This window comes from Hydrogenophaga sp. BPS33 (assembly GCF_009859475.1).
Classification (GTDB): Bacteria; Pseudomonadota; Gammaproteobacteria; order Burkholderiales; family Burkholderiaceae_C; genus Hydrogenophaga.
The window spans coordinates 3,056,709-3,079,586 of sequence record NZ_CP044549.1 but is presented as its reverse complement, the minus strand read 5'-3'; the positions used below and the strand labels follow the sequence as shown (position 1 = coordinate 3,079,586).

Annotated in this window: 23 protein-coding genes; 13 read left to right on the top strand and 10 right to left on the bottom strand. The window is 66.6% G+C overall.

Annotated elements, in window-relative coordinates; genetic code table 11:
* Positions 1-5: 5 nt before the first annotated feature.
* From F9K07_RS14215 to xseA, 3 genes are all read right to left on the bottom strand, one after another.
* Positions 6-2,243 (bottom strand): NADP-dependent isocitrate dehydrogenase, encoded by a 2,238-nt coding sequence (locus F9K07_RS14215; RefSeq protein ID WP_159594056.1) that lies wholly within the window; start codon positions 2,241-2,243, stop codon positions 6-8.
* 237 nt (positions 2,244-2,480) lie between these two features.
* Positions 2,481-3,062: a superoxide dismutase gene (locus tag F9K07_RS14210; RefSeq protein ID WP_159594055.1), complete on the bottom strand. Its 582-nt coding sequence runs from the start codon at positions 3,060-3,062 to the stop codon at positions 2,481-2,483.
* Positions 3,063-3,178: 116 nt separating this feature from the next.
* Positions 3,179-4,462, bottom strand: a complete 1,284-nt coding sequence (gene xseA / locus F9K07_RS14205) for an exodeoxyribonuclease VII large subunit (protein ID WP_159596935.1) — start codon at positions 4,460-4,462, stop codon at positions 3,179-3,181.
* Between the two features lie 390 nt (positions 4,463-4,852).
* Between xseA and F9K07_RS14200 the strand changes: the two genes are divergently transcribed.
* The 6 genes from F9K07_RS14200 (at position 4,853) to adk (ending at position 8,854) form a co-directional block, all read left to right on the top strand.
* Positions 4,853-5,500: a MotA/TolQ/ExbB proton channel family protein gene (locus F9K07_RS14200; RefSeq protein ID WP_159594054.1), complete on the top strand. Its 648-nt coding sequence runs from the start codon at positions 4,853-4,855 to the stop codon at positions 5,498-5,500.
* A complete protein-coding gene (locus tag F9K07_RS14195; protein WP_159594053.1) occupies positions 5,497-5,928 on the top strand; it encodes an ExbD/TolR family protein in 432 nt (143 codons plus the stop codon). The genes F9K07_RS14200 and F9K07_RS14195 overlap by 4 nt, the downstream gene beginning before the upstream one ends.
* 28 nt (positions 5,929-5,956) lie before the next feature.
* Positions 5,957-7,027 carry a tetraacyldisaccharide 4'-kinase gene (gene lpxK / locus F9K07_RS14190; protein WP_159594052.1) on the top strand — a complete coding sequence of 357 codons (1,071 nt, stop codon included), beginning with the start codon at positions 5,957-5,959 and terminating at the stop codon, positions 7,025-7,027.
* A 38-nt stretch (positions 7,028-7,065) separates the two neighbouring features.
* On the top strand, positions 7,066-7,272 hold the full coding sequence (locus tag F9K07_RS14185; protein ID WP_159594051.1) for a Trm112 family protein: 207 nt from the start codon (positions 7,066-7,068) through the stop codon (positions 7,270-7,272).
* Positions 7,269-8,057 (top strand): 3-deoxy-manno-octulosonate cytidylyltransferase, encoded by a 789-nt coding sequence (gene kdsB, locus F9K07_RS14180; RefSeq protein WP_159594050.1) that lies wholly within the window; start codon positions 7,269-7,271, stop codon positions 8,055-8,057. Before F9K07_RS14185 ends, kdsB begins: the two co-directional genes overlap by 4 nt.
* A 140-nt stretch (positions 8,058-8,197) precedes the next feature.
* Entirely contained in the window at positions 8,198-8,854 is a 657-nt protein-coding gene (gene adk, locus F9K07_RS14175) for an adenylate kinase (RefSeq protein WP_159594049.1), read from the top strand.
* A gap of 60 nt (positions 8,855-8,914) precedes the next feature.
* Here adk and F9K07_RS14170 read toward each other — a convergent pair whose 3' ends face one another.
* Genes F9K07_RS14170 through F9K07_RS14160 form a run of 3 tightly spaced genes read right to left on the bottom strand, consistent with a single transcriptional unit; the run spans position 8,915 to position 10,816 of the window.
* Entirely contained in the window at positions 8,915-9,394 is a 480-nt protein-coding gene (locus F9K07_RS14170) for a DUF6152 family protein (protein WP_236581962.1), read from the bottom strand.
* Positions 9,395-9,405: 11 nt separating this feature from the next.
* Positions 9,406-9,825, bottom strand: coding sequence for a hypothetical protein (locus F9K07_RS14165; RefSeq protein WP_159594048.1), 420 nt, complete (start codon positions 9,823-9,825; stop codon positions 9,406-9,408).
* Positions 9,826-9,829: 4 nt separating this feature from the next.
* A complete protein-coding gene (locus tag F9K07_RS14160) occupies positions 9,830-10,816 on the bottom strand; it encodes an asparaginase (protein ID WP_236581961.1) in 987 nt (328 codons plus the stop codon).
* A gap of 140 nt (positions 10,817-10,956) precedes the next feature.
* Here F9K07_RS14160 and lexA point away from each other — a divergent pair, with 140 nt between their 5' ends.
* The 3 genes from lexA to F9K07_RS14145 all read left to right on the top strand — a co-directional run bounded on the left by lexA (position 10,957) and on the right by F9K07_RS14145 (position 13,276).
* The gene (lexA, locus tag F9K07_RS14155) at positions 10,957-11,634 is read left to right on the top strand and encodes a transcriptional repressor LexA (protein ID WP_159596932.1); all 678 of its coding nucleotides are present in this window, start codon (positions 10,957-10,959) and stop codon (positions 11,632-11,634) included.
* 147 nt (positions 11,635-11,781) lie between these two features.
* The gene (locus F9K07_RS14150) at positions 11,782-12,153 is read left to right on the top strand and encodes a hypothetical protein (protein ID WP_159594047.1); all 372 of its coding nucleotides are present in this window, start codon (positions 11,782-11,784) and stop codon (positions 12,151-12,153) included.
* Between the two features lie 115 nt (positions 12,154-12,268).
* On the top strand, positions 12,269-13,276 hold the full coding sequence (locus F9K07_RS14145) for a D-2-hydroxyacid dehydrogenase family protein (protein ID WP_159594046.1): 1,008 nt from the start codon (positions 12,269-12,271) through the stop codon (positions 13,274-13,276).
* Positions 13,277-13,310: 34 nt separating this feature from the next.
* On the opposite strand, the gene F9K07_RS14140 is transcribed toward F9K07_RS14145, so the two are convergent.
* Genes F9K07_RS14140 through F9K07_RS14130 form a run of 3 tightly spaced genes read right to left on the bottom strand, consistent with a single transcriptional unit; the run spans position 13,311 to position 16,427 of the window.
* Positions 13,311-14,273, bottom strand: coding sequence for an NAD(P)-dependent oxidoreductase (locus tag F9K07_RS14140; protein ID WP_159594045.1), 963 nt, complete (start codon positions 14,271-14,273; stop codon positions 13,311-13,313).
* A complete protein-coding gene (locus F9K07_RS14135; RefSeq protein WP_159594044.1) occupies positions 14,270-15,223 on the bottom strand; it encodes a tripartite tricarboxylate transporter substrate binding protein in 954 nt (317 codons plus the stop codon). The genes F9K07_RS14140 and F9K07_RS14135 overlap by 4 nt, the downstream gene beginning before the upstream one ends.
* Before the next feature lie 40 nt (positions 15,224-15,263).
* Positions 15,264-16,427 carry a mandelate racemase/muconate lactonizing enzyme family protein gene (locus F9K07_RS14130; protein WP_159594043.1) on the bottom strand — a complete coding sequence of 388 codons (1,164 nt, stop codon included), beginning with the start codon at positions 16,425-16,427 and terminating at the stop codon, positions 15,264-15,266.
* Between the two features lie 120 nt (positions 16,428-16,547).
* Here F9K07_RS14130 and F9K07_RS14125 point away from each other — a divergent pair, with 120 nt between their 5' ends.
* Positions 16,548-17,462, top strand: coding sequence for a LysR family transcriptional regulator (locus F9K07_RS14125; RefSeq protein ID WP_159594042.1), 915 nt, complete (start codon positions 16,548-16,550; stop codon positions 17,460-17,462).
* 55 nt (positions 17,463-17,517) lie between these two features.
* On the opposite strand, the gene F9K07_RS14120 is transcribed toward F9K07_RS14125, so the two are convergent.
* Positions 17,518-19,533 carry a hypothetical protein gene (locus F9K07_RS14120; RefSeq protein ID WP_159594041.1) on the bottom strand — a complete coding sequence of 672 codons (2,016 nt, stop codon included), beginning with the start codon at positions 19,531-19,533 and terminating at the stop codon, positions 17,518-17,520.
* A 180-nt stretch (positions 19,534-19,713) separates the two neighbouring features.
* On the opposite strand from F9K07_RS14120, the gene F9K07_RS14115 reads away from it, so the two are divergent.
* The 3 genes from F9K07_RS14115 (at position 19,714) to F9K07_RS14105 (ending at position 22,827) form a co-directional block, all read left to right on the top strand.
* On the top strand, positions 19,714-21,234 hold the full coding sequence (locus tag F9K07_RS14115; RefSeq protein WP_159594040.1) for a 3-hydroxyacyl-CoA dehydrogenase: 1,521 nt from the start codon (positions 19,714-19,716) through the stop codon (positions 21,232-21,234).
* A gap of 2 nt (positions 21,235-21,236) precedes the next feature.
* Complete coding sequence (locus tag F9K07_RS14110) at positions 21,237-22,016, top strand: oxepin-CoA hydrolase, alternative type (protein WP_159594039.1); 780 nt, start codon at positions 21,237-21,239, stop codon at positions 22,014-22,016.
* Positions 22,017-22,107: 91 nt separating this feature from the next.
* Positions 22,108-22,827 (top strand): Crp/Fnr family transcriptional regulator, encoded by a 720-nt coding sequence (locus F9K07_RS14105; RefSeq protein ID WP_159594038.1) that lies wholly within the window; start codon positions 22,108-22,110, stop codon positions 22,825-22,827.
* Positions 22,828-22,878 lie beyond the last annotated feature (51 nt).

Here is a 22,878-nt window from a genome sequence, read left to right as displayed (position 1 = left end):
CGCGCTCAGGACTTCACGGATGCCAGCGCCGCGTTGAAGGTCTTGCTCGGGCGCATCACCGTTTCCAGTTTGGCGAAGTCCGGCTTGTAGTAGCCACCGATGTCCACCGACTTGCCCTGCACCTCGGTCAGCTCAGCGACGATGGCCTTCTCGTTCTCGGCCAGTTGCTTGGCCAGCGGCGCGAACTTGGCGGCCAGGGCCGCGTCTTCGGTTTGTGCGGCGAGTGCCTGTGCCCAGTACAGCGCCAGATAGAACTGGCTGCCACGGTTGTCGAGCTGGCCGGTCTTGGGCGAAGGGTTCTTGTTGTTGTCCAGCAGTTGGCCCGTGGCGGTGTCCAGCGTCTTGGCCAGGATCTTGGCCTTCTCGTTGCCGGTCTTGAGCCCCAAGTCCTCGAAGGACACGGCCAGGGCCAGGAACTCACCCAGCGAATCCCAGCGCAGGTGGTTTTCTTCCACCAGTTGTTGCACGTGCTTGGGCGCCGAGCCGCCCGCACCCGTTTCGTACATGCCACCACCGGCCATCAGCGGCACGATGGACAGCATCTTGGCCGAGGTGCCCAGTTCCATGATGGGGAACAGGTCGGTGAGGTAGTCGCGCAGGATGTTGCCAGTGGCGCTGATGGTGTCCTGGCCACGGATCACGCGCTCCAGGGTGTAACGCATGGCGCGCACCTGGCTCATGATCTGGATGTCCAGACCGGCCGTGTTGTGCTCGTGCAGGTACATCTTGACCTTGGTGATCAGCTGCGCCTCGTGCGGGCGGTACGAGTCCAGCCAGAACACCACGGGCATGCCCGAGTTGCGCGCGCGCGTGACGGCCAGCTTGACCCAGTCGCGGATGGCGGCGTCCTTCACCTGGCACATGCGCCAGATGTCGCCGGCTTCCACGTCCTGGCTCATCAGCACCTCACCCGTGTTCAGGTCGGTGATGTTGGCCACACCGTCTTCGGGCACTTCGAAGGTCTTGTCGTGCGAGCCGTATTCCTCGGCCTGCTGCGCCATCAGGCCCACGTTGGGCACCGTGCCCATGGTCTTGGGGTCGAACGCGCCATGCCACTTGCAGAAGTTGATGATCTCCTGGTAGATGCGGGCGAAGGTCGACTCGGGCATGACGGCCTTCACGTCCTTCAAGCGGCCATCGGCGCCCCACATCTTGCCGCTGTTGCGGATCATGGCGGGCATCGAGGCGTCGACGATCACGTCGTTGGGCGAATGGAAGTTGGTGATGCCCTTGGCCGAGTCCACCATGGCCAGTTCGGGGCGACCTTCGTGGCACGCGTGCAGGTCGCGCTTGATCTCGTCCTGCTTGCTTTGCGGCAGCGAGGCGATCTTGTTGTAGAGATCGACCATGCCGTTGTTGACGTTCACGCCCAGCTCGTCGAACAGCTTGCCGTGCTTCTCGAAGGCTTCGCGGTAGAAGATGCGCACGCAGTGGCCGAAGACGATCGGGTGCGACACCTTCATCATGGTCGCCTTCACGTGCAGCGAGAACATCACGCCGGTCTTGTGTGCGTCTTCGATTTCTTTCTCGTAGAAAGCCAGCAGGGCCTTCTTGCTCATGAACATCGAGTCGATGACCTCGCGGTCCAGCAGCGAGACCTTGGGCTTGAGCACGATGGTCTTGCCGCTCTTGGTGATGAGCTCCATCTTCACGTCGCGCGCGCGGTCCAGCGTCATCGACTTCTCACCGTGGTAGAAGTCGCCGTGGTGCATGTGCGAGACGTGCGAGCGCGAGGCCTGGCTCCACTCGCCCATGCTGTGCGGGTTCTTGCGCGCGTATTCCTTGACGGCCTTGGGCGCGCGGCGGTCCGAGTTGCCTTCGCGCAGCACCGGGTTCACGGCGCTGCCGGTGCACTTGTTGTAGCGTGCGCGAATGTCCTTCTCTTCGTCGTTCTTCGGGCTCTCCGGGAAGTCGGGGATCTTGTAGCCCTTGTCCTGCAACTCCTTGATCACGGCCTTCAACTGCGCCACGGACGCGCTGATGTTGGGCAGCTTGATGATGTTGGCCTCGGGCTTGAGCGTCAGCTTGCCCAGTTCGGCCAAGTCGTCGGAAACACGCTGTTCATCGGTCAGGTGCTCGGGGAAAGCAGCCAGCACACGTGCGGCAACGGAGATGTCGCGCGTGGCCACGTCGATGCCGGCGGGCGCCGCGAAGGTGCGAATGATGGGCAGGAACGAGCTGGTGGCCAGCAGCGGCGCTTCGTCCGTCAGGGTGTAGATGATGGTGGGTTGCTGGCTGCTCATGTGTATCTCCAGAATAGGTTGGATATGCCGCGTTCTGCACGACACGTGTCTCTCGGTGACCGGATCATCGGACCAACCCGTGATTTTGCGATGCGCGTTGGCGCCAAGACCCCGTTTTTGCAAGCCAGGTCTCACGATGCAAAAACACGATCAAAAAAAATGCTGCAGTTTCGACTGCCAGTAAGCAAAAAGGGCTCGAAGGTTGCCCTTCGAGCCCTAGCGTTCAGCGCGGACGCCTCAAGCGAAGTTGGCTTCGGCGAACGACCAGTTCACCAGCTTGTCGAGGAAGGTCTCGACGAACTTGGGACGCAGGTTGCGGTAATCGATGTAGTAGGCGTGCTCCCAAACGTCCACCGTCAGCAGGGCCTTGTCGCCAGTGGTCAGCGGCGTGCCGGCGGCGCCCATGTTGACGATGTCCACCGAGCCGTCGGCCTTCTTCACCAGCCAGGTCCAGCCCGAACCGAAGTTGCCCACTGCGGACTTCACGAAGGCTTCCTTGAACGCAGCGTAGCTGCCGAACTTGGCGGTGATGGCCGCGGCCAGCGCGCCCGAAGGTTCGCCACCGCCGTTGGGCTTCATGCAGTTCCAGAAGAAGGTGTGGTTCCAGATCTGCGCGGCGTTGTTGTAGATGCCACCGCTGGACTTCTTCACGATGGACTCGAGGTCCATGCTCTCGAACTCGGTGCCCTTTTGCAGGTTGTTGAGGTTGACCACGTAGGCGTTGTGGTGCTTGCCATGGTGGAACTCCAGCGTTTCACGGCTGTAGTGCGGCGCCAGGGCGTCGAGGTCGTAAGGCAGTTTGGGCAGGGTATGTTCCATGGGGTTCCTCTTGCGTTGGTGTTGTGAAGCTGCGCATGTCGGTCGGGGCCTGCGGGGCCGCCCGGCCGTTGGACCGTGCATTGTAGGCACGGTCATCGAGGGCTCGCCGAACAGGGTTACTCGGCCGCCCTGTCCACGTGCAGACCGATGCGGCCATCGGCCAGCGTGGCCTGCAAGGCCTGGCCGGGTTGGGTCTGCGTGGTGCTGGTCACGGCCTGCCCGTGTTCGTCGGTGAGGAAGGCGTAGCCGCGTTCCAGCACGAGTTGCGGGTCGAGCAGGCCCAACGCGGCTTGCGCGCGCTGCAGGCGTTGCCGCTGCCCATCCATCGCGCGCTGCAGCGACGGTGGCAAGGCGCGTGCCAGCACTTGCCAGCGGTGGCGATGCTGCTGCGCCGCCAGGACCAGCCCGCCTTGCAGGCGGTGCTGCAAGCCGGCGAGCTGCTGCTGGCTTTCGTGCACACGGCCCGAGGGCCGTCCCATGCGCTGGGCCACGCGGTCCAGACGCTGGCCGCGCTGGTCGAGATCGCTGCGCACGCCATCGGCCAACCGCTCGCGCAGGTAGACCAGTTCGCCCAGTCGCTGCTCGCGCGCCGGCGCGCACAGCTCGGCCGCCGCGGTGGGCGTGGGCGCGCGCAGATCGGCCACGAAGTCGGCCAGGGTGAAGTCGGTCTCGTGCCCCACGCCGCAGACCACGGGCATGGGCGCTTGCGCGACGGTGCGAACCAGGTTCGGGTCGTTGAACGACCACAGGTCTTCCAGCGAACCACCGCCACGCACCAGCAGCAGCACCTCGCTCTCGCCGGTCTCGGCGTGCCGGCGATAGGCGGTCTGCAAGGCCGCGCACAACTCCGATGGCGCCTGCCCGCCCTGCACCGCCGCCGGGTAGACCACCACCGGAATGTGCGGCACGCGCCGCCTGAGCGCGGTGACCACGTCGCGCAAGGCGGCCGCCCCGAGCGAGGTCACCACGCCGATGCTGCGCGGCTGGACCGGCAGCGCACGCTTGCGATCGGCATCGAACAGGCCTTCGGCTTCGAGCTGCGCCTTGAGCTTGAGGAACTGCTCGAACAAGGCGCCCTGCCCGGCGGGCTGCAAAGTCTCGACGATGAGTTGCAGGTCACCGCGTGGGCCGTAGACGTCGAGCTTGCCGCGTGCCTCCACCAGTTGGCCATCGCGCGGCGCGAACGTGAGCTGCTCGGCAGAGCGGCGAAACAACGCGCAGCGCACCTGGCCGGTGTCGTCCTTCAACGAGAAATAACAATGCCCGCTGGCCGCGCGCGAGAAGCCCGAAAGCTCGCCGCGCACTGCCACCGGATTGAAGCGCGCCGCGAGCGTGTCGGCCACGGCTCGCATCAGCGGACCAACCGCCCACACGCGGCGCGCCGATGCTGGATCGCCCATCGGGAATGGCTCAGACACAAGCGTCTCCGGAGCGAATATGTCCACAGGGCGCATGAAAGCTGGGCCTGGCCGCGAATGCGGCAAGCGTGGCGCGCGATCGCGCAAAGAGCCTTGATTCCAAAGCGTTTTGCACTGCCTGTTTTGTGATCAATGCGTCGCCAAGCCAGGGCAGCGCTGCGTTTGACGGAAATGCGAAGGGGTTTTTCACAAAGTTATCCACAAGATCTGTGCATGGGCGGGGGGGCAAGCCGATGCGGGTGTGGGACCGAAGCGCAATGGCCGAACGGCCGCGATTCGCAGAGGGGCGGCCATGGCCTGAGACATAATCCTGCGACCATTCAAGGCCACTGAAACCCATGGCCGTCGCCTGCAATTGTCTGGAGCCCTGATTTGTTTTCCATCATACAAGCGGCCGGCTGGCCGATCTGGCCCCTGATCATCTGCTCTGTGCTGGGCATGGCGCTGATCATCGAACGCTTCGTCAGCCTCAAGACGCGCAAGATCGCCCCCCCCAAATTGCTCGACGAAGCCATCATGGTCTCGCGCAATGGCATCCCCGGCCCCGACGTGGTCAGGCAACTGGAACAGAACTCGGTGCTCGGCACGGTGCTGGCCACCGGCTTTCGCACCTTCAACATCAATCCCCGTGCCAGCGAAGACGATCTGCGCGCCAGCCTGGAGGGTGCGGGCCGCGAGGCTGCGGCCAAGCTGCAGAAGTACCTGGGCGCGCTGGCCACCATCGCCTCGGCCGCCCCGCTGCTGGGCCTGCTGGGCACGGTGATCGGCATGATCGAGATCTTCGGCTCGCAGGCCGCGCAGGGCTCGGGAGCGGTGCCCGGCATGGGCAACCCGGAGCAACTGGCCCACGGCATTTCCATTGCCCTCTACAACACCGCCTTCGGCCTGATCATCGCCATCCCGGCGCTGATCTTCTGGCGCTATTTCCGCGCACGGGTTGACAGCTACCTGCTGGGCATGGAGCTGGCGTCCGAGCGCTTCGCGCGCCACCTGCTCTCGCTGCGGAAGCCCACGGTATGAACTTCCGGCGCGGCGAGCGCGATGAACCCGAGATCAACCTGATCCCGTTCATCGACATCCTGCTGGTGGTGCTGATCTTCCTGATGCTCACCACCACCTACAGCAAGTTCACCGAGCTCCAGGTGAACCTGCCCACGGCCGATGCCCAGGCGCCCAAGCAGAACCCCAAGGAAATCGTGGTGGCGGTGGGCAGCGATGGCCGCTACTCGATCAATCGCCAGGTGGTCGAGAGCACAAGCGTCGAAGCCCTCACGCGGGTGTTGTCGGCGGCCTCGCAGAACAACCGCGAAACCGTGGTGATCATCAGCGCCGATGCCGCCGCCACCCACCAATCGGTCATCAACGTGATGGACGCCGCGCGGCGCGCGGGCCTGATCCAGATCACGTTCGCCACCCAGCAGTCGGGCGGCGCCCGGGGCAGATCCTGACGCAGGCCGTGCGCCCCGGCCGCGTGCCATGAGCCAGGGCAAGGCGGACACCCGGCGCCAGACGCGCTGGCTGCGGGCCGCGCAGCAACGCGGCGGGCCCATGCGCCTGCTCTGGCCCGTCTCCCTCCTGTACCGAAGCCTCATCGCCCTGCGCCGGCGCCTGTACGCCATGGGCGTGCTGCGCGTGCACCGCCTGGAGGTGCCCGTCATCGTGGTCGGCAACGTGGTGCTCGGTGGCGCCGGCAAGACGCCTTGCACCATCGCTCTGGTCAACCACCTGGTGTCGCGCGGCTGGCGGCCCGGCGTGGTGTCGCGTGGGCACGGCCGCCAGGGAGCCGATGCGACGCCGGTACACGCCAACGCCTCGGCCGCCGATGTGGGCGACGAGCCGCTGCTGATCCATCAGCGCACCGGCGTGCCGGTGTGCGTGGCCGCGCGCCGAGTGGACGCGGCGCGTGCCCTGCTCGCGGCACATCCACAGGTGAACGTGCTGGTCTGCGACGACGGCTTGCAGCACCTTGCGCTCGGCCGCGATCTCGCCATCGTGGTGTTCGACGACCGGGGCGTGGGCAACGGCTGGCTGCTGCCCGCCGGTTTGCTGCGAGAACCCTGGCCGCCTGCGCCCGGCTCGCCCTTCAGGCCCGATCTGGTGCTGCGGCAAAGCCGCGAGGGCCAACCAGGCCAGCCCGTGGATGCGCACGGCCTGCCGGTGTTCGACGCGCTGCGGCGTTTGGCCACACACGCGCTCGGGCCGCAAGGCCAGCGCGTGCCATTGGCGCAACTGCGCGGGCAGGCCCTCACGGCCACCGCCGGCATTGCCAGGCCCGAGGTGTTCTTCAGCATGCTGCGCGAAAGCGGCCTCGTGCCCGAGCAGGAAATTCCCCTGCCCGATCATGCTGACGCGACCGCCTACGCCGAGCTGCTGCGCCATCCCGCGGACGTGGTGGTCTGCACCGAAAAAGACGCAGTGAAGCTCTTTCCGCTATTGCCTGCCGACGGCACACGGCAGGCCTGGGCGGTGCCTTTGGAGCTGGCACCCGACCCCGCGTTCTTCGCCGCAGTCGAGGCCCGCCTGGCGGCCGTCACAGCCGGGCGTTGAGGCCGGGCGTTGAGGCGCGGCGCGACTATCATCGCGCGATGGACACCAAACTGCTCGAACTGCTGGTCTGCCCGGTCACCAAAGGCCCTCTGATCTTCGATCGCGACAAGCAGGAGTTGCTCTCCCGCAGCGCGCGCCTGGCCTACCCGGTGCGCGACGGCATTCCGATCCTCCTCGAACACGAAGCCCGCACCCTCAGCGATGAGGAAGCAGCCCGCCCCTCGGCGCCTGCGCCGCTGGCATGAACGCTGCCCAGGGTTTCACGGTCCTGATCCCCGCGCGGCTGGCATCGACCCGGCTGCCCGACAAGCCGCTGGCCGACATCGCCGGCGTGCCCATGGTGGTGCGCGTGGCGCAGCGCGCGCTGCAAAGTGGCGCGAACCGGTGTGTGGTGGCGGCCGACGACGCGCGCATCGTCCAAGCCTGCCAGGCGCACGGCGTTCAAGCCCTTCTCACGCGCACAGACCATCCCTCGGGCAGCGACCGCCTGGCCGAGGCCTGCGCGCAACTCGAACTGCCCGACGACGCCGTGGTGGTGAACGTGCAAGGCGACGAGCCGCTGATCGAACCCCGGCTGATCGACGCCGTGGCCGCGGAACTGCAGTCCCGCCACGACTGCGTCATGAGCACCGCCGCCCACGCCATTGCCAGCGCGGACGATTTTCTCAATCCCAACGTCGTCAAGGTGGTGCTCGACCGCGCGGGCACCGCGCTGTATTTCAGCCGCGCTCCCATTGCCTGGTGGCGCGACGGCATGGCGGCGCTGCAAGCGGGCCCGGCCAGCGCGGTCCTGCCCTCGCCCGCGCCGCTGCGCCACATCGGCATCTACGGTTACCGCGCGGGTTTCCTGCGGCAATTCCCCGTGCTGGAGCCAGCACCGCTGGAACGCACGGAGTCGCTGGAACAGTTGCGCGTGTTGTGGCACGGGCAGCGCATCGCGGTGCACCTGACCGAGCACGCTCCAGGACCCGGCGTCGACACACCGCAAGACCTGCAACGCGTGCGCGAACTGCTGCAAGCCAGCCGTTGAGCGGCCCGCTAAACCCCGTCTTTCGCTGTCAGTTTGGCCGTGGGGTGCCCATGCTATCCTCGAATGGATACCCCGGCAGCCATGCCCGGGACCGCGCGAGACACGCGGCGACGCTTTGAAACTCTGAGAGAAGGAAGACGATGAGACTGATTCTGTTGGGCGCCCCGGGTGCGGGCAAAGGAACGCAAGCCACGTTCATTTGCCAAAAATACGGCATCCCGCAAATCTCCACCGGCGACATGCTGCGCGCCGCTGTGAAGGCCGGCACCCCACTGGGCCTGCAAGCCAAGTCGGTGATGGAGTCGGGTGGTTTGGTCAGCGACGACCTCATCATCAATCTGGTCAAGGAACGCATTGCGCAGGCCGACTGCGCCAACGGTTTCCTGTTCGATGGTTTTCCCCGCACGATCCCGCAAGCCGACGCGATGAAGGCCGCGGGTGTGAAGCTGGACTACGTGCTGGAAATCGATGTGCCGTTCGACGCCATCATCGAGCGCATGAGCGGGCGCCGTTCGCACCCCGCCTCGGGCCGCACCTACCACGTCAAGTTCAACCCGCCCAAGGTCGCCGGCCAGGACGACGTGACCGGCGAGCCGCTGATCCAGCGCGAAGACGACAAGGAAGAGACCGTGAAGAAGCGCCTGGAGGTCTACAGCGCGCAGACCCGCCCGTTGGTGGACTACTACAGCAGCTGGGCCCGTGGCAACGGCGCCGACGCGCCGAAGTACCGCGCCATCAGCGGCACCGGCTCGGTGGAAGACATCACGGCGCGCGTCTTTGAAGCGTTGTCGAAATAAGGCGCGCTCAACACCCCATCCAGAACCCGGCCACGCGCCGGGTTTTTTGCATCCGCGCACTCAGGCCGGACTGGAGCGCAGGCCGTAAGTCTTGCCGTCCAGAAACAGGTACTCGGCGCGCAGGATCGCCTCGCCCTTCTCGTCCTTGAACGCGAATCCCACCACGGACAGCGGCATGCCGTTCTTGATCTCGGGCACCTGCCACTGGCCCAGGCGAAACAGCGGCGCCAACTCGATTTCCCAACGGCGGTCGCGCCGGGTGGGCAGCACGGTCCTGGCGAGCAGCGCGGGACCGTCGATGGATGCCGTCTGCGCCGGCAGGCTGCGCTGCGCCAGATCGGGCGGCAGGCGCAGCGACTCGGGCACGTCCAGCACCAGCTCCGCATGCGGGTTGCGCCAGCGTACGCTGGCCGCCCGGCCCTCCAGGTAGAGCGGGCGGTCCTGGTCGAAGCTGCTCCAGCCGTGGTGGGCCTGCGCGAGCGCGCTCCAGCCGCCCCATCCGAACGCCGCGCCCGCCTGCATCAGATCTCGTCGCTGCATGACCATCTCCTTCACACGTAGCCAATCCAACGGCCGCAGGTCAATACCAGCAGCCACAGCACCGTCGACAGCAGCATCAGGACACGCGCCATGCGGTCCTGCCGCTGCAGGGAGCGGCGGGCATGGAACCAGCCGGCGTTGCCACCCGCCAGCATGATCAACACCATCTTGGCTGTGAACACGCGATTGGCCAGCAGTTCCCCAGCCTGCGTCGCAAACATCAAAAGACCCGAGGCCGCGGCCAGCACGAATCCCAGCGCGACGATGCCCAGGCTCAAACGGGCCAGCGGTTCGATCGGCAATGCCCTGCCCCAACCGAACACGCGCAGCTCCAGCAGCGTGAGATTGCCCAGCAGCAACGCCACGCCCAGCAGGTGGACCACCTCCAGCATCGGATAGGCCCACGGATGGGCGCCGAGCGCGGCGAACATGCGCTCAGCCCATCAGCAACTCGAGTGCCAGCGCCAGTCGCGCCTTGACCGGCGAGAGGCCGTGCGAATGCTCGAACGCCAGACCCGCGTGCGGCACCACCCGCCCCCTTGCACAGCGGCTGGCGAGCACCACGCGCACGCCGCTGGCCTTGGCTTCGTTCAGCGCCTCGACCAGCGATCGGTGCACCGTGCCATTGCCGGTGGCCGCGACCACGATGCCCTTCAGTGGGCGCGCCGGCGCGGGTTGCGCCGCCAAGGCGCGCACCAGATTGCCATCCGCATCGGCGTGGCTGGTGACGAGCTCGACGCGCGGCAGCGCCTCGGCCGCCAGGAAGCGCTCGAGAAGATCGGGCGAAGCCTGGGCGGGTGCAGCGTCGCGCGAATCCCCGGCGCTCCAAGCCCGAAAGCGGCGCACTCCGCCCTCTTCCACACGCGCCAATGGACCGGCATCACCGGAATCGAACGCGTTGAGCTGGTAGGTGTGCACCTTGGCCACGTCACGCGCCGCGTGCACCTGCCCCGCGCAGACCACGACCACGCAGCCGCCCGTGGCCTGCCGCGCCACGGCCACGGCGTCGCTGAGATTCTGCGGACCGTCTGGCGACAAGGCCGAGGCCGGGCGCATGGCGCAGGTCAGCACCACGGGTTTTCTGGGCTGCAGCACCTGCTGCAGCACGAACGCGGTTTCCTCCAGCGTGTCGGTGCCGTGCGTCACCAGCACGGACGACACGGCAGGATCGTCCAGATGGGCCGCGAGCGAGCGTGCCAAGGCCTGCCAGACCGGCAAGCCCATGTCCTTGCTATCGATCTGGGCCACCTGCTCCACCACCAACGGCAGGTGCGCCAGCGCCGGCACCGCCGCGACCAAGTCAGCCACCGACACCTGCCCCGCCACATAGCCCACGTTGTCGCCCGACTGGGCCGCCCGGCCAGCGATCGTGCCGCCGGTGCCCAGTATCACGAGCCGCTGGCCCCGGTTTTCATCCAACACTTGCCAATCCTTTGAAACTGGTTAAAAATACAGCCACTGGATAAGCAAACAGGTACCACCCGCTCAGCGGCGCACCGGCTGATCCACAAGGCAATCCACCCCTTGGCACCCACGTTTTCAACGAGGTCTCCATGTTTGACATGCCCCATACCGCACCGAAGCTCACCGCACGGCAACAGCAGATTCTGGAATTGATCCAGAGTGCCATCGCCCGCACCGGCGCGCCGCCCACCCGGGCCGAAATCGCCAGCGAGCTCGGTTTCAAGTCGGCCAACGCGGCCGAAGAGCATTTGCAGGCGCTGGCGCGCAAGGGGGTCATCGAGCTGGTCAGCGGCACGTCGCGCGGCATTCGCCTGCGCAGCGAAGACCTGCAATCCATCAACGACTCGCGCGGGCGCCAGCTTACACTGCCGATCCCCAGCCTGGGCCAGCTGGTGCTGCCCCTCATTGGCCGTGTCGCCGCCGGCTCGCCCATCCTGGCGCAGGAGCATGTGGACCAGACCTACCAGGTGGAACGCAGCCTGTTCCAGCGCACGCCCGATTACCTGCTCAAGGTGCGCGGCATGTCCATGCGCGACATCGGCATCATGGATGGCGACCTGCTCGCCGTGCAATCCACCAAGGAGGCGAAAAACGGCCAGATCGTGGTCGCCCGCCTGGGGGATGACGTCACCGTCAAACGCTTCATGCGGCGCCAGCACCTGATCGAGCTGCATGCCGAGAACCCGGACTACAAAACCATCGTGGTCGAGCCGGGAGAGCCGTTCGAAATCGAAGGCCTTGCCGTGGGCCTGATCCGCAACAGTTTCCAGCTCTGACCGGCTTCGGCCAGAGTCGCCTTGGCAGGTGGCGGGCGTTTTGTCCTGCGGATTGCTGGATGGCATTCCGCGTTGATGGACACATCCCTGCCAAGGCGCCTTTGTTTGCAATCCTGCCTGTGTTCAACCCCAACGATGGAGTTTCACATGGGAAAGCTTTTCACCACCAACACCTGGCGCGCGCCTCTGCAGTTGATCGACTGCTGGCTGCCCACGCCATCCATTCGAAGCACGCCTGCTGCCAACGAGCCGCTGGTCACGCGGGCGGTGCAGCGCTTCGCCAAGGCGGGCTGGCTGGGACGGCGTGTATCCGGTGGCACCTCGATCGACCCGGCGTGCGCTGCCGCGCCGGTTCCCGCATCTTCCTTGAGCCGCGTGCGTGTGCTGCGCCAAGCCGACGTTGCACCTGTCCACCGCTCGGGCGTGCGGCTGGTCATTTCGGGTCGGATCAACGACGTCTGCGCCGAACTTGATCGCCTGGTGGACCAGGAAAACAGGCGCGCTGCACGGGTCGCGTAACGCAGCGAGGGGCCAAGCTCGCCGCATACGCGCATGCGGCATGGTGCGGTTCGGCGCGTTTTGTTACCTGGACCCGTCCAGGGAGCCACAACATGGGCAGGCACAATACGGCCCCATGAATATTGTGATCCTTGATGACTATCAGGACGCTGTGCGCAAGCTGCGTTGTGCCGAAAAGCTGGAAGCCTTTCCCGCCAAAGTTTTCACCAACACCGTCAAAGGTGTCGGACAGTTGTCCATTCGTTTGCGCGACGCCGACGTGCTCGTGCTGATCCGCGAACGCACCGTGATCACGCGCCAGCTGATCGAGAAATTGCCCCGGCTCAAGCTCATCGCCCAGACCGGCCGAGTGGGCAGCCACGTGGACGTGGCCGCGTGCACCGAGCGCGGCATTGCCGTGGCCGAGGGCGTGGGCTCGCCAGTGTCCACGGCAGAGCTCGCCTGGGCGCTGATCATGACCTCGATGCGCCGCATTCCGCAATACGTGTCCAACCTGAAGCACGGCGCCTGGCAGCAAGCTGGCCTGAAGGCCGCCGCCATGCCACCCAACTTCGGCGTGGGCATGGTGCTCAAGGGCAAGACGCTGGGGGTCTGGAGCTATGGGCGCATCGGCCAGATCGTCGCGGGCTATGGCCGGGCCTTCGGCATGCGGGTCATCATCTGGGGCCGCGAAGAAAGCCGCGCCCGCGCGGCGGCCGATGGCTATGACGTAGCCACCAGCAAGACCGCGTTGTTCGAAGCCGCCGACGTGATCAGTCTTCACCTGCGCCTGAGCGAGTCCAGCGCGGGTTGCGTCACATCCGAAGACCTGGCCTGCATGAAGACCACGGCATTGCTCGTCAACACCTCGCGCGCCGAGCTCATCCAGCCCGACGCCTTGATCGCCGCGTTGAACCGTGGCCGCCCCGGACTGGCGGCGATCGACGTTTTCGAGTCCGAACCCATCCTGCAAGGCCACGCACTTCTGCGTCTGGAGAACTGCATTTGCACGCCGCACATCGGTTACGTGGAGCAGGACAGTTATGAAACCTATTTCTCGGCGGCTTTCGACAACGTCGTGAACTACATCAAGGGCACGCCGACGAACATCGTCAACCCTGGGGCGTTGCAGGTCCGCCGCTGAAGCCACGCCCACGGGCGATGCAAGGGTGACCGGACTAGGCCGTTGTCACTGGGTGCGCGGGCTGTCCGGTCGCGAGGAAGCTCTGCAGGTTGTGCATCACGGCGTCCACCTGCGCTTGTTGCGCTTGCTGCGTGGCGCCGCCCACGTGCGGCGTCAGTACCGCGTTCGCAAAGCGCAGCATGGGTGACGGCACCACGGGTTCGTGTTCGAACACGTCGCTGGCGAAGCCGCCGAGCGTGCGCTGCGCCAAGGCCACACAGAGCGCGGCCTCGTCCACGACAGAACCGCGCGCCACGTTCACCAGACAGCCTTGTGGCCCCAGCGCCTGCAGCACCTGCGCGTCCACGGCGTGGCGCGTCGAGGCATCCGCACGCACCGACAGCACCAGCACGTCGCACCACTGGGCCAGCTCCCGCAATTGCGCAAAGTAGCGCACTCCCGGCAGGCCCGGATCGCGACGGCTGCAGCAAGCCAGCTCCATCTCAAACGCTTGTGCGCGCGCCAGCACACGGCGGCCGACGTCACCGGCGCCGAAGATGCCCAGGCGCGAACCCGTGAGTCCGCGCGCGGGCGGCAAACGCAGCTCGGCCTTCTGCCAGGCGCCCGAACGCACATGCGCCTGGGCCTGCGGCAGGCCGCGCAACAAGGCGATGACAAAGCCCATGGCCAGGTCGGCCACGCTGGCCGAATTGCTGCCCGGCGAACGGGCAACCGCAACGCCCCGGTGCGCCATGGCCTGCAGATCGATGCCGTCGAATCCGCTGCCCCAGCAACACAGCAAAGCCAGCCGTGGCAGCGTCGCCAATATCTCATCGCCCGTGGGCAGCGAACCTCGCGTGACCGCCACACTGGCCTCGGCCCACCAGGCGTCACCTGGCTGGGCAATGCGATGACCGGCGTCACCCAGGGCCTGCAACAAGCGCTCGGGCATGGGCGCCAACAAAGCGACGACCAGCGAGGTGGTACCCGTGTCCGCCTGCATGTCGGTCACGCTCATTTTTTCACGTTGCCGATGCGGCCGAGGAACTCACGCCGCGAAGCCACTTCCGCTTCCACGTGGCGCTGCATTTGCGCGCTGCTCAAACCCATGGGTGCCTGCATGTTTGCCTTCATGAAACCCTGCCATTCGGCAGAGGCCTCCACCTTGTCCAGCGCCGCGTTCAAGGTCGCCAGCACCTCGGGCGGCGTGCCGCGCTTGACCATCAGGCCGCGCCAGATTTCCTCCACCACGTCATAGCCCTGCTCCTTGTAGGTCGGTACATCGGGAAAGTTCTTGTCCCGCGCGGACGAGCTGATGCCCAGCAGCCGCATCTCGCCTTTCTGAATCTGGCCCAGAGCCGAACTCGGTGTGATGCCCACGGCGTCCACGTGCCCACCCAGCACGGCCAGTACCGCCTGGTTGCCGCCGTTGAACGGCACCCACACCGACTCGAAGCCGGCCTGCTGCTGCAGCCGGTACAGCACGTACTGGTGGAAGCCGGCCGCGGCAAACCCGCCGATCGTGACCTTGCTGGGGTCCGCCTTCAGCGCATTCACCAGATCCTTGAGCGTCTTGTACGGACTGTTCGCCGCTACTGCCATGCTCGAGGGTTCGGCCTGCAGGCCGCGGAAAAACAGGAAGTCCGAGGGCTTGAAGGTCGTCGCGGGGTCGGCCAGCAGGAACGAGGTGGACCCGGTGGCAGTGACCAGGGTATAGCCATCCGCCGGCAGATTGGCCGCCAAGGACATGCCCACCGTCCCCGTGCCACCGACGCGGTTCTCCACCACCACCGGCACTTTCAAGACCTCGCCCAACTGCTTGCCCGCGGCCCGCGCCATGGCGTCGAGCGGCGAGCCCGCCGCGGCGGTGCAGATGATGCGGATGGGCTGGCTGGGGAACGTCGCCGCATGGGCCACGGCTGCGGCCAGGGCGATCAGGCCGGCGATCAGGATGCGAAGAAAGGTCATGGTTTGTCTCCTGGGTTTGTTGGAACCATCGAAATCGGACTTATTCGACGCCCGCAACCACCGCGTCCTCGGCGACGCGGAAGGTGCGCGGGGTGTAGGACTTCCCCGGATGGGCACGCACCACGTCTTCCAGGATCTCCAGGCCGAGTCCGGGCTCGGTGGGCAGATCGATGTAGCCGTTCTTCGGCACCAGCGGGTTGCGCGACACGACACCGCCAAACGACTCGTAGGGCAGGAAGTACTCGGTGATGATGAAGTTGGGCATGCAGGCAGCCGCGTGCACCGTGGCCGACAGCGAGAGCGTGGTGGAGTTGTAGTTGTGGGGCGATACCGCGACCAGTTCGGCCTCTGCCGCCGCGGCGATGTGGCTCAGCTCCAGAATGCCGCCGCAGTTCGACACGTCGGGGTTGATGATGTCCACGCACCGCGCGCCGAGCAAGCGGCGGAAATCGGCGCGCCCGTACAGCGCTTCGCCGGCGACCACCGGAATCTCGGTCGCGCGCCGCACTTCGCCGATCGCCTCCAGGTTCTCGCTCGGGCACGGCTCCTCGAACCAGTAGATGTCGAACTCCTGCACGGCCCTGGACAAGGCGATCGCCGCCGTGGGCGACAGCCGCCGATGGATATCGAGCAACAGATCGACCTTCGGCCCCACCGCGTCGCGCACCGCTTTCACCACGGCCACTGCTTGGCGGATGTGCTCGCGCGGCACGTGGGTGCGCCAGGGCCGCGGCAAGGGGTCGAACTTCAGCGCATCGAAGCCCTGGCGCACCACTTTCTCGGCGGCCGCCGCGAAGTCGGCCGGCGAAGACATCTTGTAGCTCCAGCCGTTGGCATAGACGCGGATCTTCTGGCGGCAGGTGCCGCCCAGCAGGTTGTAGACCGGCTGGTTGGCGACTTTGCCGGCGATATCCCACAAGGCCTGCTCCAGTCCGGAGACCGCGCACCAGAATTCCAGCGAGGCGCGGCGCTGCGCGTAGTCGTCGTACGCGATCTGCAGGAAATGCCGGATGTTCCAGGCTTCGCGGCCCACCAGGTACTGGCCGAGCGACTCGACCTGCGCCGCGATGGCACCATCGCGGTCGTACTGGCTGTAGGCCTCGCCCCAGCCGACGACGCCGTCGCTGGTCTCGACGCGCACAAACACCAGGTTCTTGCGCCAGCCCGGGTGCACCGGCAGACATTCCACTTTCACGATCTTCACAAGGCGTTCTCCATCGGTTCTCGCCTGCCGAAGCGGCATGGCTGAGCGCACTCTATCGGCCCTTGCAGATAACGTAAATAATGTATTTATCGCATCTAGCAATAACCAAAACATATCCCCATGCGCTTTCAACGACGCCACATGGAAGTCCTGGTCACGATCGCCGACAGCGGTTCGATCCACAAGGCAGCCCAGCAGTTGGGCATCAGCCAACCCGCCGTCTCCAAGGTGCTTGCAGACATCGAACACAGTTTCGGCGCCCGGTTGTTCGAGCGCACCGCCGCCGGCAGCGCGTTGACCGAAAAAGGCCACGCATTGGTGGCACAGGCGCGCTTCCTGGTCAGCAGCATCGAGCGCATGGACCTGGCGGCCAGGTCCGAAGCGGTGGTTGTGCGCCTGGGCTGCATTCCCCGCTCCATGCGCACGCTCATGCCCCACATCGTCAACCGGCTGTCCCAGCACGCGCACTACAAACTGCAACTGGTCGAGGACGCCTCAGCTTCCCTGCACGCAGCGGTTCAGCGCGCAAGCCTGGATTTCGCCGTCATGCGCCACGTCGGCGGCGAAGAGGCGATCGGCCGGCAACTGGTGGCCGAACGCCTGTACGAAGAGCGGCCACTGGTGGTCGCTTCGGCACAGCACCCCCTCGCGCGGCGCCGGCAGTTGCCGTTGCACACCTTGCTGCAACACCGCTGGGCTCTGACCGCCGCGGGCAGCACGTCGCGCAGCGTGCTGGACCGCTTCTGCGAAGAGCAAGGCATGCCCCGCATCCAGCCCTTTGTGGAAACCCGCAGCCTGGACACCAGTGCCGCGCTGGTCACCTCCACCGATCTGCTGTCCCTGTTGCCCGAGTCGGTGGCGCGCTTCTACGAGAGCGTGGGCTTGTTGCGCGTGCTGCGTGTGGCGCCGGCCTTGCCCAGCACCGCGGTGTTGCTGGTGTCCGATCCGCAGGCGGTCAACGACCCCACGCTGGCAGAGTTCCGCAGCCTGGTGCTGGAAGCCGCGGCCAGCGCACGCGCCAGCTTCTCTCGCTGAATTCTCTCGCTGAACGTCAGGAAGCGCCCCGTTCGAGCGCCCAGACCGCTGGTGCCTAAGACCGGTTCTTGCGCGCGCCGTCGCGCCCGTTCGGATCCACTGCCGGGTCTTCATCGGGTGGCATGAAATCCACGATCTCGAAGTCCATCAGGTGGCCATCGCCGTGCGGGCGATCCCCACGCTCGTGCCCGGTAGCGGGTCTGACAGGGACATTCACCTCGGGCAAGGACGCCTCGAAAGCCGAGATCTCGGAGGACGCCTGCAGTGCCTCCAGCGCGTCCAGGTCGATGTCCAGCCCCAGGTGCGACGACACCGGATGCATGCGGTCCAGCGGCATGGGCTCCGTGCGCCGCCCCTCGCGCGCATCATCGCCATGCCGGCCATCGGCCTTGAGCGGGCGCATGTTGGTGTGGCTGAAGTCGGCATGGTCGGCCAGGGCCACGCCATCGCGCTGGATCAGGTCCTTGGCGATGGCGTGCAACAACAGCAATTCGCGGTAGGCCTCCAGGTCGAACACCTCCACCTGGTCGTCGTTGGCATCGCGGAAGATGGAGCGTTCGATCAAGTCCAGCACGCGCGGCTGCGGCCACAGCGACTGGATGCGGCTGAAGGCCGACTCGTAGGCCTCCAGGCCCTGTCCCTGCGCCGTGTAGCGGTGAAAGGGCGGCGCGCCGGCATTGAAGACGTGGTTGAACTCGTCGCGCAGCGCGTCATAGGCTTCGCGCCGGTCCAGGCGGTGGTACAGCTTGAACAGGTCCAGGTACGCCAGCGGGCTGGGCTCGTGGCTCTCGGCGATGTGGCTGCGCAGCACCTGGATGGCGCGATCGTCTTCGCCCAGCGACACGAAGAAGTCGGCCTGCTGTTGCACGTCGAACAGCTCTTCCGCCGCAACCGAGCGCGAGATACCCAAGGCACTGGGCGAAAAGTCGCGCCGTTCGCGCGTGGCTTGCGCCGGCACGGGCGCATCGGTGCGCGCAGGCTCAGAGGGACCGTCGTCGTCCAGACCAGACAGGCTGTCCGGGCCTGAGTCTTGGTCCAGATCCCGGCGGTGCCCGGCAGCCTTGCCGGGCACGGGCCCTGGGCCTTTGCGCGGGCCGGCGACGGACCCGACCGTGGCTGGAGCGGCCTTGTCCGCCCTCTGCGCCTCGTGCGGCGACCACCACGCGAGCGAGGCGTTCGAGCCCTCGTCGCGCGCCGGGCGGCGGCGCGAGAGCATGAGCAGCGCCAACAAGGCCACCAACAGGAGGCCGCCGAGCAGGTAGACCAGCCAGTTGCGGTAGCGCTGGTCGCGCGCTTGCTCCACCTCGGCGTTGAGTGCGTCCAGACGTGTCTGCGCCTGGGTTTGTGCGCTGCGCAGTTGCGCGACCTCGGCCTCCAGCGCGGCCAGCTTGCCGCCATCTTGCAGCGCCTGTTCCGGCGACGCACTGAGCGCCTTCCACAATTGCCCGGCCGCGGCCCGCGCCTCTGGCGAAGCGGCCGGCTCGCTCAACAGGAGGGGCGAGAGCTTGAGCGTGGGATCGCGTTCGACGGTCAGGCTCAGATCGATCGGATCCAATTGCAGGCGCGGCGTGGCCGCCTTCGGCACAGGAGGCGAGGAGCGGCGCACGACGCTGGGCACGCGTGGTGCGGCCGGTGCTGTCGTGGCCTGGCGCTCGCGCGGCGCGGAGCGCACGGCAGGTGCAGAGGCGTTGTTCGAGCGCACGGAGCCGCCAGCGCCCCGCGTCGGTGCAGCGGCAGAAGGTGATTCCACGGACGGCAGGGCCGGCACCACCACGGGCGAGGAGCCGCTGGCGCTGGGTGCGGGCTCCGTCAACGGGTCGGCCAGCAGCACAAAACGCCGGGTGAAGGCCGTGCTGCAACCGGCCCGCACGAACACCGTGACGATGGGCTCGTTGATTGCCTGCGGCGACTGGATCCGCACCGAGGCCTGCGCGTCGGCAACCGCTTTCTGCGGGGTGAGGCGCACCAGGCTGCCGGGCAATTGCACGTCGCCATACAGCACGTCGGCGCTGAGGCATTGGTTGGCCACGTCTTCGCCGAGGGCCAGCAGAACTTGAACGCGGATGTCCAAGGGTTGTCCAAGGATGGCGCCGCCGCTGTGTCTCCCGAGGGTAACCGCCGAACTGCTCCATGCAGTTAATAGCAAAATACAGCCTGTCCAGATCTGGCGCACGTTGAATGTCCTCATCCTTTTCGTCCGGGCATTCTGTCATAGCTCCCCCTCCCGTCCTTTCCAACTTCAACACACTTTATGAATCCCATTTTTCCCCGCGCTGCCATCGTCGGCGCCGGTGCCATGGGCCGCGGCATCGCCCAGATGGCGGCCCAGGCCGGCAGCGAAGTCTGGCTTTTTGACGTGCAGGCCGGTGCCGCCGAGACCGCGCGCACCGCGCTCGAAGCGACCTGGAAAACCCTGGTGGGTAAAGGCCGCATGGAAGCCCACCAGATGGAAGCGTGTCTCTCCCGCCTCCATGTGGCCTCTGCATTGACCGATCTGTCCACCTGCGATCTGGTGATCGAAGCGGTGGTCGAACGGTTGGACGTCAAGCAAAAGCTCTTCGCCGAACTCGAAGGCATCGTCGGCCCTGACACGGTGCTGGCCACCAACACCTCATCGCTCTCCGTGACCGCCATCGCTGCTGGCCTGCAACGCCCGGCCCAGCTCGCGGGTTACCACTTCTTCAACCCGGTGCCGCTCATGAAGGTGGTAGAAGTCATCGCCGGCCTCAAGACCAGCGCCGCGGTGTGCCAGCGCCTGACCGACTACACGCGCCAATACGGCCACACGCCGGTGGCCGCGCAGGACACCCCCGGCTTCATCGTGAACCACGCCGGCCGTGGCTACGGCACCGAGGCGCTGCGCGTGGTGGGCGAACGTGTGGCGGACTTCGCCACCATCGACCGCATCCTCAAGGACCAGATGGGCTTCAAGCTCGGCCCGTTCGAGCTGTTCGACCTGACGGCACTGGACGTCTCGCACCCCGTGATGACCTCGATCTACCACCAGTACTTCGAGGAGCCGCGCTACCGCCCGAGCGTGATCACCGCGCAGCGCATGGCCGGTGGCGTGGTAGGCAAGAAGGTCGGCGAAGGCTTCTACGTCTACGACAAGGGTGTGGCCCAGGTGCCCGCCGAGCCCGCCGTGCCCACGGTGGCCGAGCTGCCGCCGGTCTGGGTCTCGCCCAAGGCCGCGCGCCGCGCCGAGCTGTACCAGTTGCTCAAGAACCTGGGCGCGCGCATCGAAACGGCCGCCGCGCCGTCCGACTCGGCGCTCATCCTCGTGGCCCCGCTGGGCATGGACGTGACCACGCTGGCCGCTGTCGAACGCCTGGACGCCACGCGCACCATGGGCATCGACATGATGCTGGAAGACGCCGCCACGCGCCGCCGCGTGCTCGCCACCAACCCGGCCACGCGCCCCGACATGCGCGATGCCGCCCACGCCCTCTTCGCCAGCGACGGAAAGGCCGTGAGCGTGGTGCGCGACAGTGGCGGCTTCGTCACGCAGCGCGTGGTGGCCACCATCGTGAACATCGCGGCCGACATGTGCCAGCAGGGCGTGTGCTCGCCAGCCGATCTGGACGTGGCGGTCACGCTCGGCCTGGGGTACCCACTGGGCCCGCTGGCCATGGGCGACCGCATCGGCCCCACCAACGTGCTGGAGATCCTGTTCAACCTGCAGACCGTCTATGGCGATCCGCGTTACCGCCCTTCGCCCTGGCTGCGCCGACGCGGCGCGCTGGGCCTGAGCCTGACCCACGAGGAGGCTTGACCATGACCGCCAGCCTCAAGAGCCACAGCCATGGACAGACCATGGTGCTGACCATCAGCAACCCCGAGCACCGCAACGCGCTGGGCCCCGACATGTACGCCGCCGGCGTGGAAGCGCTCAACGCAGCCGAACGCAGCGCCGAGGTGCGCAGCGTCGTCATCACCGGCGAGGGGGCGCACTTCTGCGCTGGCGGCAACCTGCAGCGCCTGTTGGGCAACCGGCAACTCCCGCCCGAGGTGCAGTCGCAAAGCGTCGAGGGCCTGGGCAACTGGATCGAAGCCATCCACACCTTTCCCAAGCCGGTGGTAGCCGCGGTCGAAGGGGCTTGCGCGGGCGCGGGCTTCTCGCTGGCGCTGGCCTGCGACCTGATCGTCGCGGCGCAGAAAAGCGTGTTCGCCATGTCGTACACCAGCGTGGGCCTCTCGCCCGACGGTGGCGCTACCTGGAGCCTGATGCGCGCCGTGCCCCGCGCCACCGCCCTGCAGCTGCTGCTCGCGGGCGAGCGCATCAGCGCCGAACGCCTGCTGCAGTTGGGCGTGATCTCCCAGGTATGCGACGACGGCAACGCGCTCTCCGAGGCCTTGGCGGTATGCGAGCGCCTGAATGCGCGCGCGCCCAACGCGCTGGCCAGCGTCAAGGAACTGGCCAACGAAGCCGTCGCCGCGCCCCTGCACACGCAACTGAATGCCGAGCGCGAGCACTTCGTGCGCAACCTGCACCATCCCAACGCGGGCGAAGGCATCGGCGCGTTCCTGGAGAAGCGGCCGGCCCAGTACCGCTGAACCGGCGTACCGCTGCACGCATACTCTGACCCGCACGCCACGTCCCAGTGGCGACAATGAAGCCCATCCCCAGTCACGCAAAAGACAGCCCATGGACGAACCGATTCTGACAATGGAAGAACGCGAGGCGATCAATGGTGGTCGCTGGTTCAACACCCTCTCCCCTTCCCTGCGTCACGACATTCTCCGATGCGCCCACGTCAAGCGGTTCAAGGACGGCGACCTGATCGTCGCGCGCGGCGACCCACCCACCGAGTGGTCGGCCGTGGCGCGTGGCGCGGTGCGCGTGAGCTCCACGTCGCTCTCGGGCAAGCAGATCACGCTCACCTATGTGGAGCCTGGCGTGTGGCTCGGCGACGTGGCGATGTTCGATGGCGACCAGCGCACGCACGACGCCTATGCGCATGGCGCAACCACCCTGCTGTGTGTGGCGCGCAGCGACTTCCAGAAAATCCTGTCCAACCACGTCGAGCTGTACGAGGCCTTGATGCGCCTGCAGGCGCGGCGCATCCGCACGCTGTTCGGCCTGGTCGAAGACCTCAACACCCTGCCCTTGCGCGCGCGCCTGGCCAAGCAGTTGCTGCACCTGGTGCGCAGCTACGGTGTGCCGTGCCTGTCCGATGGCAGCGAGATGCGCATCGGCCTGCAACTGGCGCAGGAAGAATTGGCGCAGTTGCTCGGCGCTTCGCGCCAGCGCGTGAACCAGGAACTCAAGTCGATGGAGCGCGAGAACGCGATCCGCATCGAACAAGGCGGCCTGGTGGTGCGCAACCGGGAGATGTTGATGCGCATCGCAGAAACCGAGGCCTGAACGTCGCGGCACGGCGGCGGCAGGCACTCCCCGCACGGAACACGGAGCCTG

Bases quoted from the DNA above. Each gene is read 5' to 3' on its own strand.
- F9K07_RS14215 (WP_159594056.1), bottom strand. From the start codon at position 2,243: ATGAGCAGCCAGCAACCCACCATCATCTACACCCTGACGGACGAAGCG.
- F9K07_RS14210 (WP_159594055.1), bottom strand. From the start codon at position 3,062: ATGGAACATACCCTGCCCAAACTGCCTTACGACCTCGACGCCCTGGCG.
- xseA (WP_159596935.1), bottom strand. From the start codon at position 4,462: ATGGGCGATCCAGCATCGGCGCGCCGCGTGTGGGCGGTTGGTCCGCTG.
- F9K07_RS14195 (WP_159594053.1), top strand. From the start codon at position 5,497: ATGAACTTCCGGCGCGGCGAGCGCGATGAACCCGAGATCAACCTGATC.
- lpxK (WP_159594052.1), top strand. From the start codon at position 5,957: ATGAGCCAGGGCAAGGCGGACACCCGGCGCCAGACGCGCTGGCTGCGG.
- F9K07_RS14185 (WP_159594051.1), top strand. From the start codon at position 7,066: ATGGACACCAAACTGCTCGAACTGCTGGTCTGCCCGGTCACCAAAGGC.
- kdsB (WP_159594050.1), top strand. From the start codon at position 7,269: ATGAACGCTGCCCAGGGTTTCACGGTCCTGATCCCCGCGCGGCTGGCA.
- adk (WP_159594049.1), top strand. From the start codon at position 8,198: ATGAGACTGATTCTGTTGGGCGCCCCGGGTGCGGGCAAAGGAACGCAA.
- F9K07_RS14170 (WP_236581962.1), bottom strand. From the start codon at position 9,394: ATGCAGCGACGAGATCTGATGCAGGCGGGCGCGGCGTTCGGATGGGGC.
- F9K07_RS14165 (WP_159594048.1), bottom strand. From the start codon at position 9,825: ATGTTCGCCGCGCTCGGCGCCCATCCGTGGGCCTATCCGATGCTGGAG.
- lexA (WP_159596932.1), top strand. From the start codon at position 10,957: ATGCCCCATACCGCACCGAAGCTCACCGCACGGCAACAGCAGATTCTG.
- F9K07_RS14150 (WP_159594047.1), top strand. From the start codon at position 11,782: ATGGGAAAGCTTTTCACCACCAACACCTGGCGCGCGCCTCTGCAGTTG.
- F9K07_RS14145 (WP_159594046.1), top strand. From the start codon at position 12,269: ATGAATATTGTGATCCTTGATGACTATCAGGACGCTGTGCGCAAGCTG.
- F9K07_RS14140 (WP_159594045.1), bottom strand. From the start codon at position 14,273: ATGAGCGTGACCGACATGCAGGCGGACACGGGTACCACCTCGCTGGTC.
- F9K07_RS14135 (WP_159594044.1), bottom strand. From the start codon at position 15,223: ATGACCTTTCTTCGCATCCTGATCGCCGGCCTGATCGCCCTGGCCGCA.
- F9K07_RS14125 (WP_159594042.1), top strand. From the start codon at position 16,548: ATGCGCTTTCAACGACGCCACATGGAAGTCCTGGTCACGATCGCCGAC.
- F9K07_RS14115 (WP_159594040.1), top strand. From the start codon at position 19,714: ATGAATCCCATTTTTCCCCGCGCTGCCATCGTCGGCGCCGGTGCCATG.
- F9K07_RS14110 (WP_159594039.1), top strand. From the start codon at position 21,237: ATGACCGCCAGCCTCAAGAGCCACAGCCATGGACAGACCATGGTGCTG.
- F9K07_RS14105 (WP_159594038.1), top strand. From the start codon at position 22,108: ATGGACGAACCGATTCTGACAATGGAAGAACGCGAGGCGATCAATGGT.